Below are 16,572 nucleotides of genomic sequence, written 5' to 3' on the forward strand. Positions count from 1 at the left end.
TTCTAACGTGGAGTAGCTTTAGGATTAGTAGTTTTTTCTTTAGCCCGATTATTGGCAGCTTGTTTAAATAATGGTTCAATTTTATTTCGCCAATATTCAATATTAGGTAATTTTTCTGGTTGATTTTTGTAAGCTAAAACTTTATCCCATTGCCCATTATCTAGTGCTTTATTAATTTCATTGAATAAAGCTTCTGACTTTGTCCAATCTTGCTGCCATTGGGTAATCATTTCTGCTGTTTCTTGAAAGTCAGATGCATTTAAAGGTATAGATTTCAGAAGTTCGATCGCCCTATCTAAATCTCCGGTTTCATACTCCTGTCTCGCTTCTTCTAAAAGTTCCGTAGCACTTTTATGAGAAGTTTTATTGTGTGAGTTCTCTGAATCTAATTTGGGTGATACTGAAGGTTCTGATATTTCTGCTGGTGAAGTTTCCACATCAACAACAGCTTTTGATCTGGGAATCGGACGACTAGCAATCACACTATTATCATCTACTGTTTTGACTGCCAGACCTCTGTCTCGCAGACAAGTAACCCATTCTTCTTGATTTTTAATGACATCAGAATATATCCAAGCAGAATTCTTGGGGTCGATTTTTACTTCTACCCAGCCGCGTTTTGTCCGCTTGCCAGTGACTTCTAACTTCTTGCCACTGCTAACAGTTTCTATGATATTGCCATTGGCGATCGCATTTGGTTGATAACGGAGATTGGCTTTGTTAACTCCAATCTCAACAAAGCAGTTATTCGCACTAGCGTCACTACTCCCTACAAAACTAGTAGTGAAATTTTCGACATTTTTGACTACAGCCGGGGCGACAGCAGCCGCACTACCTGCTAAAACCACCAGAATACATAGCTGTAGTAAATCAGGGCTATGAGAACTTCTGGGAATAGCTGTATGCTGGGGGGTTGCTGGTTTTTTTGCAACTGCATGATTTACAGGTGCAACGGCAAGAGTTTTTTGCTGAGACTGAACCGATGGAGATTTAATCAGTTGGTAGCTAGAATTTCTGGGGTTGGCTACAGACTGAGAATGCATACCAAGAGAATGCAATGCTTGCAGTGCTTCTGTGGCAGTCTGGTAGCGGTCTTTAAAATGATAGCGTACCATCTTGTTTAACACTGCTGCTAAATTTTGGTTGACAGGTAGTAAATCCTGCCAAAGAATTTCGCCAGTATGAGTATCTTCTTGCAAATCTATTGGCGCTACTCCGGTCAGCGCTTGAATAGCAATAATACCCAAAGCATAAATATCGCTGTTGGGTCGGGGTTTGCCTTGCCCTTGTTCTGTAGGCATGTAACCAGGAGTGCCAATCGCCACTGTGGCTGAGAATCCCCCACCCAATCCCGGGGCATATCCAGAAGCAGAACGTAACTTTTTGACAGCCCCAAAGTCTACTAAAACTAGTTTATTGTCAAAGGCACGACGGATGATATTATCTGGCTTGATATCGCGGTGAATTACCCCTTGGCTGTGAACAAATTCTAGGATACTCAGAACTTCTATTAATAAATCAACAACTTCGCCCTCAGTCCAAGTTTCCTCAGGAACTAGTTCATCATTGAGGGGATGTCCTTCAATAAATTCTTGTACCAAATAAAATTCTTGATTTTCGTCAAAATAAGCCAACAGCCTTGGTATTTGGTCATGATTGCCCAGTTTTTCTAAGGTTTCGGCTTCGCTGTGAAACAGTCGCTTGGCGGTGTCAAACACTGAAGGATCGGTGCTGAGTGGCTTGAGATGCTTAACCACGCAAATAGGATTACCCGGACGCTTCGTATCTTCGGCAATGTAGGTTTCTCCAAATCCCCCTGTTGCCAAAACGCGGATAACTTGGTATCGGTGATCTAGTAACTTGCCAATCATATTCCCTTTCCCTCCCCAGTGTTAACACCCAGTTTTGCTGAATGGTAATAAATATCTCCAACCTTTCATCGATAAAATCCGCTATCTTGAGAAAAGATTTGCACGTAAAAAACTGTTTTTGAATAGATACCCATTGTTAATTTATTTTTCAATAACATTTTTTAGTAACCATGCCGCCTAAAATAACAAACTCAGTCGCGTGGCAGCAGGCTGAACTCCTCATGCAACCTGCTTTCATTCGCGTTGTTGATAACATTCGCAAGCTGCTTGATCTATCTGATTGGAAAGGAACTTACCAGGATGTACTGATTTGGCCCCTAGAAACCACAGAAGACACAAAAGCAGTCGTTACGAAGCTTTTGCAAGAACTAGAAACTGCAACACCAGACAAAGCTGTGGAAATCAGGGAAACACTAGCTCATCTGCCAATTCCCCATCCAGGATATCATTTGTGTTTGCAGCGTCAAGAGCAAGAAGTTAGCGTAGATTTATGGGAATTATGTTATCAAGTTTGTTTCCTTGATTACAATTTACCCAACAATGATGTAGTGGAGATTGATACTAGTTTAATTGATGAGGTGGGCGATGTGGATTGGCAACGTTTAGATAATAAGGCTAAGCAGTTAGTCGAACAGGTGTTTGCTTCTTTACCGTCGGCATAGGGATCGGGAATTAGGGAAGGTGCAGCCCCCACTCCCTAAAGGGAGTGGGGATTAGGGGCGAAGGGGATTCTCGTTTTGTCCAATATGGTATTCACAACTTTCTGTTGCTTATACTCGTAGAACATTGTCGGTGAATAACTCACCACAACATCTGCTATTGAGTATGAAACCATGCCACGCATTTTTGACAACATAGATTTGCAACTGCTACCGATTTTGCGAGAGACTCTCAAAGTTTCTTATCGGGCAGATTTTTGCGTTGGCTACTTCAATCTTAGAGGTTGGCGAAAAATAGATGATTTGATTGAACAGTATGTTGGCAGCGAAAAAGCTTGTTGTCGTTTGCTGATTGGGATGCAAAGTCGTGAGAGTGATGAAGTCCATGCAGCTTTCACTCTTAGTAGTGGTGACGGGCGGATTGATAATAGTGCGATCGCCCGGCTGAAAAAACGGATGGCGGCTGAATTTCGCAAGCAGTTAACTATCGGTGCGCCTACGAATCAAGATGAAGCAGGGTTGCGGCGGTTAAGTCAGCAGCTAAAAACGAAGAAACTAATTATTAAACTGTTTCTGCGTCACCCCCTCCATGCTAAGTTGTACCTTATACACCGACAAGATCCAAATGCACCAATAGTCGGATTTTTGGGTAGTAGTAACCTGACTTTGCCGGGACTGGCGAAACAAGGGGAATTAAATGTAGATATTTTAGACCACGATGCTGGCAACAAACTGCAAAAATGGTTTGATGACCGTTGGCAAGAATACGGTTGTGTAGATATTTCCAAAGAACTAGCGGAAATTATTGATGAGAGTTGGGCAAGGGAAGAATTAATCCCGCTTTACCACATTTACCTAAAGATTGCTTATCATTTATCTGGTGAGGCGATCGCTGGACTTTCAGAATTCCGCATTCCCCGTGAATTTAACAATTTGTTTGATTTCCAAAAAGCAGCAGTACAGCTAGCAGCGCGGCATGTGACCAGACGTGGTGGTGTGTTGGTGGGGGATGTGGTTGGTTTAGGTAAAACCTTAGTGGGAACTGCCCTTGCCAAAATCTTACAGGAAGATTGTTTTTTAGAAACATTGATTATTTCCCCCAAGAACTTGGTGCAAATGTGGCAGGAATATGTTGATAAATATCGGCTTTATGCCAAAGTGTTGCCGATTAATAAAGTGCAGAATCAGTTACCAGAATTACGCCGCTACCGAGTTGTGTTAATAGATGAAAGTCACAATTTACGTAATCGGGAAGGGAAAAGATATAGAGCGATCGCAGAATATATTACTGCCAACGAAAGTAAATGTATTTTACTTTCTGCTACACCTTACAATAAAACCTATCTTGATCTTTCTTCCCAATTAAGATTATTTGTGCCAGAAGACCAAGATTTAGGCTTTCGACCAGAAGCTTTAATCAATGAACTTGGAGAATTAGAGTTTATTAGAAGACATCAATGTTCTGTACGTTCTTTAGCGGCTTTTGAAAAAAGCGAACATCCCGACGACTGGCGAGAATTGATGAAACGCTACATGGTGCGGCGAACGCGATCGTTTATTAAAGATAATTATGCCCACACAGATGCCACTGGACGTAAATATTTAGAATTTTCTGATGGCAGTCGTTCTTATTTTCCAGACCGCATTCCTCGTACTGTCAAGTTTACTTTAGAAGGATCTGATACTGACGTTTATTCTCGCCTTTATTCTGAGTCAATAGTAGAGATAATTAATCAACTTAATCTACCTCGTTATGGGTTAGGAAATTACGTTGTCAATAAATACAAACAATCACCCACAGAAACTGAACAACGCCAGCTTCATGCATTATTTCGGGGTGGACGTAGATTGATGGGATTTTCTCGCACCAATTTATTTAAACGTTTAGAAAGTAGTGGAATTGCTTTTATCCAATCAATTGAACGCCATATTTTACGGAATTTTATTTATTTATATGCCCTAGAACAGGGACTTGATATTCCTATTGGTACTCAGGAGGCTGAGTTATTAAATACAAGTAATAACGATGAAGATGCTGATTCGATTGTAGCAACTTTGTTTGATACAGAAACTGAAGATGATGTTGATGAATCCTCTGTACAAGAGGAAACAGAGGCAGAAAACTTAACAGAAAAAAGTTTTCGACAAAAAGCAGAGTCAATTTACACTCTCTATGCAACCCGATATAAACGGCGATTTAAGTGGTTGCGTTCTACACTATTTGATATTAAAAGATTAAAACGGGATTTATTGGCAGATGCTAAAGCACTAATCAATGTGTTGCAACACTGGGGTAAGTGGAATTGTCAAGAAGATAAAAAGTTTGCCGCTTTGGTCGAATTACTAACAAAAACTCATCCAAAAGATAAGATACTAGTTTTTACCCAGTTTGCCGATACAGTACGTTATCTAACTGAGAATTTACAGGCAACAAATATTACTCATGTAGCAGGGGTAACAGGTCAATCAAAAGACCCTACGGAACTGACGGGAAGGTTTAGTCCTATGAGTAATGGAAAACGCGATCGCATCACCCCTTCTCAAGAATTACGTATCTTAATTGCTACCGATGTTCTCAGTGAAGGCCATAATCTGCAAGACTGTGCAATTATCATCAATTGGGATTTACCCTGGGCTATTATTAGGCTGATCCAAAGGGCGGGACGGGTAGACCGGATTGGACAAAATGCCGAAAAAATTCTCTGTTATTCTTTCTTACCAGCAGAGGGAGTAGAACGCATTATTAATTTGCGGGGACGATTGCGCCAGCGACTACAAGAAAATGCGGAGGTGGTGGGAACTGATGAAGCATTTTTTGAAGATGATTCTACTCAAGTAATTCTCGACCTCTACAATGAAAAATCTGGGATTTTGGATGGCGAAGAGGATACTGAAGTAGACTTAACTTCAGAAGCATTTCAAATTTGGAAAAAAGCCACAGATGATAATCCTGCTTTGAAAAAGATGATTGAGGAAATGCCAAATGTGGTTTATTCTACTCGCGGCCATACTCCCCAACCTATGCAACCAGAGGGGGTACTGCTTTATATGAAAACCACTGAGGGTAATGATTCTTTAATTTATGTTGATCGCGAAGGAAATAGTGTCACTCAGTCGCAATTAGCAATTTTAAAAATAGTGGCGTGTGAAGAAACTACCCCTGCCATTCCCAAAGACAAACAGCATCACGAGTTAGTTAAAAAAGGTGCTGAACTGATTGCTGAGGAAGAAAAAAATGCAGGCGGTCAGTTGGGAAGACCATCAGGTGCAAGATTCCGCACTTATGAACGATTAAAAAGTTATGTTCGCGAAATGAAAGGGACATTATTTGTTACTCAAGAATTGGAAAAAGCAATTGATGATATTTATCGTTACCCGTTACGACAGTCAGCCATTGATACTTTAAATCGGCAAATCAGAAGCGGCATTAGTAATCAGCAATTGGCAGAATTAGTAGTAGCCCTGCGGATGGATGACCGTTTGTGTATTGTCAGTGAAGAACTAGAGAAACGAGAACCTCAAATTATTTGTTCGCTGGGATTATTTCAGGAGTAGTCTAAAGACGACTGAGAACGAGAATTTTATATCCGCATGACGTGGAAGTTTGACTGGACGAAAAATGTTTTAATTAACCAGATTGAAAACCAAAGTTATGAGAAAACTTTATTAAATCAAACTAATTTTGACCAAACTGTTCCAGAAAATATTCGTCAACAAGCTTTCTTGGCCTTAATTAGCCTGAAAACTCTTAGTGTCTTAGTGGTTCAAGATTTTTTCACCACCAAGACCTTAAGTCAGCTAGTAAGCTTATGCCTGCGTATTTACAAGTCAGTACTATTTTAAGTATAGATACTGAAGCTATTTGTAATAAAAACAATTATTACAGATACAGGGCGATCGCTACTTTATAAAGTTATTACATTTTGAATCTTTAAATAAATGCTTTTAGCTCCAGGCTATATGTCTGTTGGAGCAAGTTTTTCATGCTTAAATATTGGGCCTAAACTGCGTAGGATTAATGCGTATACTATAGCACTGAATTTTCAACGTACACGGGATTTACTCTATAATTTTCAATTTGAGGATTTGTTTATAGAGGAGTTAGGTTGGTCACAACCGACACGTAAAAAGCCTGTTCTGTTGGAGATTGAGGACAAGACCTATGAATACCAGCCTATTGCTGAGAGTTCTGGTGTAGGTGTTTTTGAAGTGACCGCAGCAGATGGTGCTATTCCAGAAGCGAAAATTCGCGCTGCTATTCACCAAGAGATTACTAAATTAAAAGCTGAAAATCTGCTGATTTTTATTGGGAATCAACGTACTCGCAGTCTTTGGTATTGGGTAAAGCGAGAACGTAGAGACGCGATTAATCGCGTCTTTACAGTTCGTGACCATTTGTATGTAAAGGGTCAACCGGGAGATTTATTTTTAAGTAAGCTTGGTTCTCTCGTTATTGATATCACTGAACTGGAGGATAATAGTTTATCAGTTGTCAAAATTGCTTATCGACTGCAAAAGGCTTTTGATGTTGAGCGGGTTACTAAACAGTTTTATAAGGAATTTCAAGAGCAGCATCAGCAGTTTTTAGGGTATGTTAAAGGGATTAATAATCCTCATGACCGACGTTGGTATACTTCGGTGCTTCTCAATCGGATGATGTTTGTTTATTTTCTCCAACGGAAGAGATTTATTGATAATGGTGATTTAAATTATCTGCAAAATAAACTTGAAGAAAGTAAGCAGCGAGGCGAAAATCGCTTTTATAGTGAATTTCTCAAAGCGTTATTTTTTGAGAGTTTTGCTAAACCAGAGTCTGACCGGGATGCATCTGTACAAGCATTGGTAGGAAATATTAAATATCTCAATGGGGGATTATTTTTAAAGCATAGAATTGAGCAAGAATATGATATTGCTATAGCCGATGAGGCGTTTGAACAAGTTCTAGATTTATTTGCTGGTTATTCTTGGAACTTGGATGATACGCCAGAGGGAAAGGATGATGAAATTAACCCCGATGTGTTGGGTTATATTTTTGAAAAATATATTAACCAAAAGGCTTTTGGTGCTTACTATACCAGACCGCAGATTACTGAATATCTTTGTGATAGAACGATTCACAAGTTAATAGTTGACCGTGTAAATGATTCTATTTCAGACAAGTATAAACAATTTGAGGATATTAACGAACTGTTCCTCAAATTAGATGCTAATATCTGTCGTCTACTGATTAAAGATATTCTCCCCAATTTATCAATTCTTGACCCGGCTTGCGGTTCAGGTGCATTTCTCATCGCTGGATTAAAAACACTAATTCAAGTGTATAGTGCGGTGATTGGCACTATTGATTTAATGGGAGATGCAAATTTAAAAAAGGAACTTGAAGACACAAGAAAATTACATAAGTCATTATCTTATTACATTAAAAAGCGAATTGTAACTGACAACCTTTATGGTGTTGACATTATGGAGGAAGCGACAGAAATTGCTAAATTACGTCTTTTCTTGGCGTTGGTTTCTTCTGCTCATGATGTTGAGGAATTAGAACCGCTACCTAATATTGATTTTAATATTATGGCGGGGAATTCGCTGATTGGGTTGATACGAGTAGATGAAACTGCATTTGATATGGTAGGGAATACCAAACAAGGGAATTTATTACAGGCGCTAGCTGCTGCTAATTACAAGGCTATTTTAGAAGATAAAAATAAGTCGATTGAACTTTACAAGAAACACGCTTTTATTCCTGGTGAGGAAAAGTTAGCTGGTGGTGATGAGGGAACCCATCAAGATACAAGGTTGTTAAATCTGCGGCGACATATTGAAAAACTCAACCAGGAATCACAAGAAAAGTTAAACCTTTTGTTGTTGGATGAGTTTAGTCAGCGTTTAGGTATTAAATATGAGGAAGTGCAGTTAAATGGTAAGTCAAAGAAGCGTGTTTTGACTGCTAAAGATATTACTGCTTTGAAGCCTTTTCACTGGGGTTATCACTTTGACAAGGTGTTAGAACGGGGTGGTTTTGATGCGATTATCACTAATCCACCTTGGGAAATATTCAAACCTAATGCTAAAGAGTTCTTTGCCGAGTATAGCAACTTGGTTATGAAGAAAAAAATGGATATTAAGGCTTTTGAAGAAGAGCAGAAAAAACTATTAAATGACCATGAAATTGCTACTGCTTGGCTAGAATATCAAAGTCAATTTCCTCATGTTAGTGCTTACTATCGTTCAGCAGAACAGTATAAAAATCAGATTTCCATTGTTAAGGGTAAGAAAGCAGGTACGGATATTAATCTCTACAAAATTTTTATAGAACAGTCTTTTAATCTGCTACGTAATGGTGGACTATGTGGAATTATTGTGCCATCAGGTATTTACACAGACCTGGGTGCAAAGCAGCTACGAGAAATGCTATTTTCCCAGACTAAAATTGATACTTTATTTGGATTATCTAATGAAAGATTTATTTTTGATGCTGTAGATCATCGTTTCAAGTTTTCTTTACTGACTTTTGAGAAAGGTAGAGTAACTAATACATTTCCTGCTGCTTTTCGCATTAATCCGCGTGAAGCAATTAGAGTAGAACAGTTAGAAAAATTTTTCAAAAATAAAGATGAACAAGTTCATATTTCAGTTCCACTAGTTTGGCGTTTATCTCCTGACTCACTATCAGTTATGGAGTTTAAAAACGAGTCAGACATCCGCATTGCGGAGAAAATGCTCAAGTTTCCCTTGTTGGGGGAAAGGATTGATGGTAAGTGGAATCTGCGGTTATCTGCGGAATTTCACATGACTAATGATAGTCATTTATTTAATCAGCAACCAGGAAAGGGACGATTACCACTTTATGAAGGTAAGATGATTCATCAGTTTACTCACCAATTTGCTGAACCGAGATATTGGGTAGATGAACAGGAAGCAAGGAAAGCTTTATTAGGAAGAAATGAGAGTGATAAAGGTCAAAAGTTCGATTATCAATTCTATCGGCTTGCTTTTAGGTCAGTGGCATCTAGTACAAATGAGCGATCGCTGATTGCGAGTATTATACCTAAATCAGTATTTTGTGGAAACTCACTTTTAATATCATTGAGGTTTTCAGAAGATAATCAAATCAGCCTGAATAACTTAGAGATGCTATTTAGTGCAGCAGTATTCAATAGTTATGTAATTGATTACTATTTGCGCCAGAAGGTAACTACTAACCTCAATATGTTCTTTGTTTACCAGTTACCTGTCCCACGCCTAACAGAAGCCGATCGCTATTTCTGCGACATCGTACAACGCGCCGCCAAACTCATCTGCACCACTCCAGAATTTGACGAACTCGCGCAAGAAGTCGGACTCGGTTCCCACAAAAACGGCGTTACCGACGAAAGCACTCGCGCTAAACTCCGCGCCGAACTCGACGGAATCATAGCGCACCTGTACGGCTTCACCGAAGCAGAATTTACTTACATTCTCAGCACATTTCCCATCGTTCCAGAACAAGTCAAACAGGATGCATTAGCAGCGTATCGCACCTTTGCACCCCTGTCTGGCGATGCAGAAATTGTGACATTAATTCAGCCGCAAAGAACACAAGAGTTTCACAAGCCGTCATGAACTGCGTAAAAACCTCACCCCCTCCCCTCTCCGAACTCGCGGAGAGGACGGGGTGAGATTACTTTCAAGCTAGTTGGTAGGGATTGGTGAATTTTTATTGGGTTGTATGAAACCACCGTGCGATCCCCGATCAAAACTGACGTGACCATTCACTCGGCCAGCGTTCAACCACGACTTTCGTTTGCGTAAAAAACTCAACTGCATGATTACCTTGACCGTGTAAATCACCAAAAAAGCTTTCTTTCCAACCACTAAAGGGGAAAAATGCCATCGGTGCCGCAACGCCGATGTTGATACCGATATTCCCAGCTTCTGCTTCATAGCGAAACTTCCGTGCGGCTGCGCCACTGGTAGTAAACAAACAAGCCATGTTACCGTATTGACTACTGTTGACGAGAGCGATCGCTTCATCAATAGTATTCACATGCATTAAACTCAGTACTGGCCCAAAAATTTCGGTTTTAGCTATTTCACTCGCCGGATCGACGTTTTGCAAAATTGTCGGACGGACAAAATACCCTTTCTCATGCCCCAAAATATTTGATTTTCGTCCATCTACTAACAAATTTGCGCCACAGTCTGCGCCTTTTTGAATTAATTCCTCAATTCGTTCTTTGCTTTGGGCAGAAATCACTGGCCCCATCTCTACACCCTGTTCTAAACCATTACCTACCACCCGCTTTTTGGCAGTTTCCGCGATCGCTTCTGTAAAAGTGTGTCGTGCTTCCCCGACTGTGACAGCGATCGATGCTGCTAAACAACGTTGTCCTGCACAACCAAAGGCACTATCAGCAGCAATGCGTCTTGTCATTTCCATATCTGCATCAGGCAAGACAATAATCGGATTCTTCGCGCCGCCTTGGCATTGGACACGCTTGCCGTTTGCTGCTGCCCGACTATAAATATACTTTGCTACGGGTGTAGAACCAACAAAACTAATTGCCCGAATTTGGGGATGATCCAAAATTGCATCTACAGCTTGCTTCGCCCCATTCACGAGATTGACTACACCTTTAGGTAAACCAGTTTTGTCTAATAACTGGAAGATTTTTTGCATTGTCAGTGGCACTTTTTCTGAAGGCTTAACAATGTAAGTATTACCGCAAGCGATCGCATAAGGCATAAACCAAAATGGAATCATCCCCGGAAAGTTAAAGGGGCCAATCACCGCACATACTCCCAGTGGTTGGCGAATCATGATCTCATCAATTCCCCGGGCGATATCTTCCAGGTTTGTCCCCTGCATCATCATGGGAATACCGCAAGCGACTTCGACATTTTCAATGGCGCGGCGCATTTCACCCTTCGACTCAGCCAAAGTCTTTCCGCATTCTTGGGTTATAGTACGGGCTAAATCTTCAAAGTTTTCTTCTAATAAATTCTTGAGTTTAAATAAATACTGTACCCGTTCCGTAGGTGGAGTCCGTCGCCATGTAACAAAAGCTGTGGCGGCGACTTCTGTGGCTTGATTAACCTCTGATGCAGTTGATAGCGGGACTTTTGCCAGTACTTCTGTCGTCGCTGGGTTAATTACATCGAGAAACTCTGTAGCATTAGATGCACACCATTCACCGTTGATGTAATTAGGTAATGTGATAGTTGTTGCCATTAGCCAGATATTTTATTCCCAAAATAAAAATCTAAGAATATAAATATCTTAGTCCTTCAAAAATTCCCTTGTTTGTAGTCAGAGACTTCTCACTAACTTAACAGCAAACCCATAATCCATCGGTGTGTATCTCTGTGTACCTTACGGAAGCCGCTTGCGCGTCTACGTTCAAATTTTCATCAAATGGGTGTGGGGGTATAAAGGTGTAGGGGTGTAGGAGGAGTCATATTTTTATACCCTCGTTTTGTGATAAATCACACGACCGTCTAGCATGAAAATACTTGGTGACTTTGCGTCTTGGTGGTAAAAAAATCTTGAACCACTAAGACACCAAGACACGAAGAGTTTTCCTATGTTTTGGTGTACGCATAATTTAAATCTTTTGCCCAGCTACCTTTTTCGTAACAAAAGAAAATAACGAGGTCTTAACAAAAATTTTACCTATATTAGTGACAATTATCACCAGTCAATATAGGAACTAAACAGCATAAAGCATAATGGAAAACACAGAGCAATTCCGGACTTTATCGGTTGATATTGGTGGTAGTGGTGTCAAAGCAATTGTTTTAGATATTACAGGCAATCCTTTGACTCAAAGGTCGCGTTTAGAAACACCCCAACCTGCCAAACCATTATCTGTTATTAGTGCGATCGCAACTTTAGCTTCTACTCAAGGTGAATTTGATCGGGTTTCGGTGGGTTTTCCTGGTGTGGTACGCAATGGTGTCACCCAAACTGCTGTCAATTTAGATGCAGATTGGATTGGCTTTGATTTGGCTGGTGTGTTATCACAACGCTTGGGTAAACCTGTGCGAGTTGTTAACGACGCCGATATGCAAGGTTTGGGAGCAATCCAAGGTAAAGGTGTAGAGATGGTGATTACTTTGGGTACTGGGTTTGGTTCAGCTTTATTTGTGGATGGGAAATTAGTGCCAAATTTGGAAATGGGACATCATCCTTTCCGTAAAGGCGAAACCTACGAACAACAGCTAGGAAGAGCAGCTTTAGAAAAAGTCGGGAATGACAAATGGAACAGGCGTTTACTTAAGGCGATCGCAACTGTGCAACATCTATTTAATTATGATTATCTGTATATCGGTGGCGGTGAAGCCACTAGGATCAAAATTCAGTTGCCGACAAATGTAAAAATTATTCCTAACATTACTGGTTTATTGGGTGGAATTGCTTTGTGGCGCGATTAATTTCTGATCAGTCTGTTGTTGGTATATAGTCAACAAGCGTTGTTATGCTGGAAAAACAGAGAAAATAGATATTTTGATTAAGAGAAGGTTAATTTTAGGTTATGATTAACATCGGATTTTACTTACATAACTAACAGAGCTATTGCATAACTCAGAGAATGTTCAAGTAGGAGCCAGAGTATTAATTCTCGAACCAGCCTATGTGGCTGGCAAAACTGGAGTTGTTTTTTGTCCTGAACAACCTTCTGATGATCAACCAAGCGATCGCTGGCTAATTAAAGTAGATGATGAAAATATTTTGGTGTCTTTGACTCGTAGTGAATTTCGGGTAATTGATTAACTGAGAATAACGCGATCGCGTCCCTTTCTTTTGGCTTGGTAAAGTGCTTTTTCTGCTGTATTAACTAAAATCTCAGGTTCGCTTTCCCCTTCAGGAATCATGCTAGCAACACCTAAGCTCACAGTTAAAACGTTAGCTGGCAAACCACCAATACCAGGATACTCGCAGGTAATTGCTAAAGCTTTGACTTGTTCGCGAATCTTTTCCGCAATGTATACAGCAGTAACTGCATCCACATCCAGCAAAATTGCAAATTCTTCTCCCCCATAACGAGCCACTAATAATGAGTTATTTTCATGTCTCATATTCAGATTGCGAGAATTTTCCGCACCTAAAGCTGTGCTGACATAGGAAAGATGATTATTTACCAAAAAATGCTTAATACTCTCACGGATAGTATAAGCAATTTGCTGCAAACAAAGATCTCCGGCGTTATTTCCGTAGGTTTTATTATAAATTTTGAAATAATCTATATCACATAAAATCATTGATAAGGGAGTACGTTCGCGCATTGAACGTTGCCATTCCAGTTGCAAATAAGTATAAAAATAACGGCGATTAGCTAACTGCGTTAATTCATCTAAACTAGAAAGAATACGTAATTGTTGGTTTTCTTTTTCCAATTCTGCCACACGCCAACTATTGTTACTATTACTTGTATTGAGTTTTTCTTGAAAATATAGGCGAAATAATTCACATGCTACACTAACGCGATCGCCTTCTAATTTCACAAGCCCAATACTATGTAATTGATATGCCAGTATTGGTTCTATTTTTACAGGCTCTATAGCTGTAACTACTTCACGAAATGCATTTGCTAGTTGTGTTTCCTGTTGCAGCATCAGCATGTACTGATTCAAATAGTCTCTATAAATTCCTGTGTCTGTGGGTGCTTGTTGTAATATCTGTCCTAAATCGTTTTCTAAGCCCCCCTTACCGATCAGATGATACAATACCAACCTGACTAAGTAAGGATGTCCACCTATCATCGCCATTAATTTGTCAGCATCAAAGTTATCTGTCCAGTCTAATCCGTGACACTGGGCTAAATTCTGCACTTGCTCTTTTGTAAACGGTGGCAACCGCAATGGTAAACCAATATTAAATGGAGATTGAGTTACCTTCAAAGGCAAAAAAATTTCTGTAGAGCAAACCATTACCATGCGGAGTTTTTGCCAAATCTCCACTCGTTTTGCTTGTTCATACCAAGAACGCAATAATGGTAAAAATTCTGAGGCAATTTCTGGATACTCAAATACCCAATCTACTTCATTCAATACCAAAACCAGGGGAGTTTTGATTGACTGTAGCAAGTATGTCTGAACATACAAAGAACAGCTAATTTTATTGCCCATATCTTTATCCCAAAACTCGTTGAGTTTCGGTTCTAGCTGTAACTCTCTACTGAGATTGGCACAAAACCAGCGCAAAAATTTATCAAGATTGACAAATACTGCTTTATCTGCTTGTTGAAAGTCCAGACTCACAGTCTTATAGCCAAGATTGGTTGCATGAGCCAAAATCCTTAAAACTAGGGAGCTTTTACCCATTTTTTTAGGGGCTTTGATGCAGATCACACTTCCTGGCTCAGCAATTTCTGTGTACGCTAATTCTTCAATTGGTGGGCGAGGAATGTAAAATCTAGAATCAAGAGATACTGGCCCTGCTGGGAATTCTAAGGATATTGCTGTAGCAGCACGATTATATTCTCTAATCAACTGGTGCTGCATTCTACTGAGTGGACGAGGCTCCAGAGTTGGACGAAAGTTTAATTTGTTAATCGGTTCTTTCCAAAAATCACTCATTAATTGCCATAGATGAGAAGCAACTTTCCTAACTCGCTCTTCTCCGTAGTGTGCTTCTGACGCTATGTTAGTGTAAGTTTTTCCTTCCCAAGAAGAACGTAATACTAATTCTTGGAGTGGAGTCAATGCATTGGGTAAGGTTGCTTTTAATAGAAGTATTACTTCATCTATAGTCATCAGTCATCGGCTCTTATTGTATATAATTTTGCCTCAAATTATTTCTTTCCATTTATCGGGGTGCTAAAACATTTTACAATTTACTAGAAAAAATAGGATATTTTTATCATCGTACCAGCAGCTATGCAAATTGAAAAATCTCTTACCAGCAAAAATTGTAATAATGTTTGGAAAATAACTCATGAAAATAAGATATTCAGGCTAATTAAGAAAAATTTTATACTTCTGCTTTGTTGACTCTGCTTTTTCCTGTTAACTAGTCAGAAACTATATATACAAACATGCATAAAAATTAAACTGACAAAAATAGAGAGAAATAGTATTGAGGAACGATTAAAAGTCTCTTGAGTCTTGAACCATTACCCATTTCTCACGCTTAGTTACTTTATAAAAAGTCTATTTTTCTTTCTTTTTTGTTCCTTGCTGAATACTCATAGGGCTAAAGCTGTGTGTCACACTCAAGCTATCTGGTAGAGTGCGCTACTATTTGATAAATCGGTAATCAGCAATAAATTTTTGATATCTGATATACCCTACTAATATGCTGTGGAATCAATCCAAAATCTAAAATCCAAAATTGTATGACTTTAAATGTTACTCCTAAGCATCGAAAGTTACCAACTCAAGCAACGGGAGCTAAGATTTTCCACTGGCTTAACATTATTAGCCTATTTATCATGCTTACTAGCGGACTGCAAATTTATAATGCTAACCCTGTTTTCGGTGGACGTTCAGGTTTGCATATTCCACCGATATTTACCTTGGGTGGTTGGCTAGCAGGAGGAAGACATTGGCATTTTGCAGCGATGTGGTTATTTTCACTTAACCTTTTGTGGTATGGATTTTATATTTTCGTCACCCGTCGCTGGCGACACCGATTTGTAGGTGCTAATGATATCAAAGCATTACAAAAAACTCAAAATCCTAAACGTCTTATTTATGCTTGGCATCGCATAGTTTATACAAGTATAATTCCCATTTTACTTTTGGCTATATTTACAGGTATAGGTATGTATAAACCTGCTCAATTTCCTTGGATTGTTGATATGTTTGGTAGTTGGCAAGGATTGAGAATTATGCACTTTTGTTCAGTACCACTCGTGATTATTTTTGTGATTGTTCACTGGTGGTTGGGAAAAAAAGCAGGTGGTTCGGAGTTGACAGATTCAATGTTTTGGTGACGCGGTGACGCGGTGGGGTGTGAGGGGTGTGGGGAGTGTGTAGACGCGCTTTGCGCGGCTTCCCGTAGGGTGGGGTGTGAGGAGTAACTAACTCATAACTACTAACTAATAATCACCAACTAACAA

At 39.6% G+C, this 16,572-nt stretch carries 9 protein-coding genes and 1 pseudogene; 7 read left to right on the top strand and 3 right to left on the bottom strand.

The annotated features are described in order from the left end of the window. Positions 1 to 2 precede the first annotated feature (2 nt). Positions 3 to 1,871 carry a serine/threonine protein kinase gene (locus RS893_RS21285; RefSeq protein WP_315787689.1) on the bottom strand — a complete coding sequence of 623 codons (1,869 nt, stop codon included), beginning with the start codon at positions 1,869 to 1,871 and terminating at the stop codon, positions 3 to 5. Positions 1,872 to 2,041: 170 nt separating this feature from the next. Between RS893_RS21285 and RS893_RS21290 the strand changes: the two genes are divergently transcribed. From RS893_RS21290 to RS893_RS21305, 4 genes and pseudogenes are all read left to right on the top strand, one after another. Then, on the top strand, positions 2,042 to 2,533 hold the full coding sequence (locus tag RS893_RS21290; protein WP_315787690.1) for a hypothetical protein: 492 nt from the start codon (positions 2,042 to 2,044) through the stop codon (positions 2,531 to 2,533). Between the two features lie 171 nt (positions 2,534 to 2,704). Continuing rightward, on the top strand, positions 2,705 to 6,085 hold the full coding sequence (locus tag RS893_RS21295) for a helicase-related protein (protein WP_315787692.1): 3,381 nt from the start codon (positions 2,705 to 2,707) through the stop codon (positions 6,083 to 6,085). Between the two features lie 15 nt (positions 6,086 to 6,100). Next, a pseudogene (locus tag RS893_RS21300) lies at positions 6,101 to 6,260 on the top strand (DUF1016 domain-containing protein); the annotation flags it as partial. A gap of 299 nt (positions 6,261 to 6,559) precedes the next feature. Next, complete coding sequence (locus RS893_RS21305; RefSeq protein WP_396336468.1) at positions 6,560 to 10,132, top strand: Eco57I restriction-modification methylase domain-containing protein; 3,573 nt, start codon at positions 6,560 to 6,562, stop codon at positions 10,130 to 10,132. A 130-nt stretch (positions 10,133 to 10,262) separates the two neighbouring features. Here the strand turns inward: RS893_RS21305 and RS893_RS21310 are convergent, their stop codons facing one another. Continuing rightward, positions 10,263 to 11,741 (bottom strand): CoA-acylating methylmalonate-semialdehyde dehydrogenase, encoded by a 1,479-nt coding sequence (locus RS893_RS21310; protein ID WP_315787695.1) that lies wholly within the window; start codon positions 11,739 to 11,741, stop codon positions 10,263 to 10,265. Between the two features lie 497 nt (positions 11,742 to 12,238). Here RS893_RS21310 and RS893_RS21315 point away from each other — a divergent pair, with 497 nt between their 5' ends. After that, positions 12,239 to 12,943: an ROK family protein gene (locus tag RS893_RS21315; protein ID WP_315787697.1), complete on the top strand. Its 705-nt coding sequence runs from the start codon at positions 12,239 to 12,241 to the stop codon at positions 12,941 to 12,943. A gap of 142 nt (positions 12,944 to 13,085) precedes the next feature. Then, complete coding sequence (locus tag RS893_RS21320; protein ID WP_315787699.1) at positions 13,086 to 13,283, top strand: hypothetical protein; 198 nt, start codon at positions 13,086 to 13,088, stop codon at positions 13,281 to 13,283. On the opposite strand, the gene RS893_RS21325 is transcribed toward RS893_RS21320, so the two are convergent. Then, positions 13,280 to 15,265: an AAA-like domain-containing protein gene (locus RS893_RS21325; protein WP_315787701.1), complete on the bottom strand. Its 1,986-nt coding sequence runs from the start codon at positions 15,263 to 15,265 to the stop codon at positions 13,280 to 13,282. The two genes, RS893_RS21320 and RS893_RS21325, sit on opposite strands and share 4 nt — an antisense overlap. Positions 15,266 to 15,846: 581 nt before the next feature. On the opposite strand from RS893_RS21325, the gene RS893_RS21330 reads away from it, so the two are divergent. Further along, a complete protein-coding gene (locus tag RS893_RS21330; protein ID WP_315787703.1) occupies positions 15,847 to 16,446 on the top strand; it encodes a cytochrome b/b6 domain-containing protein in 600 nt (199 codons plus the stop codon). The last annotated feature ends 126 nt before the right edge of the window (positions 16,447 to 16,572 follow it).

Origin of the sequence: Fischerella sp. JS2 (assembly GCF_032393985.1) — a bacterium.
Classification (GTDB): domain Bacteria; phylum Cyanobacteriota; class Cyanobacteriia; order Cyanobacteriales; family Nostocaceae; genus Fischerella.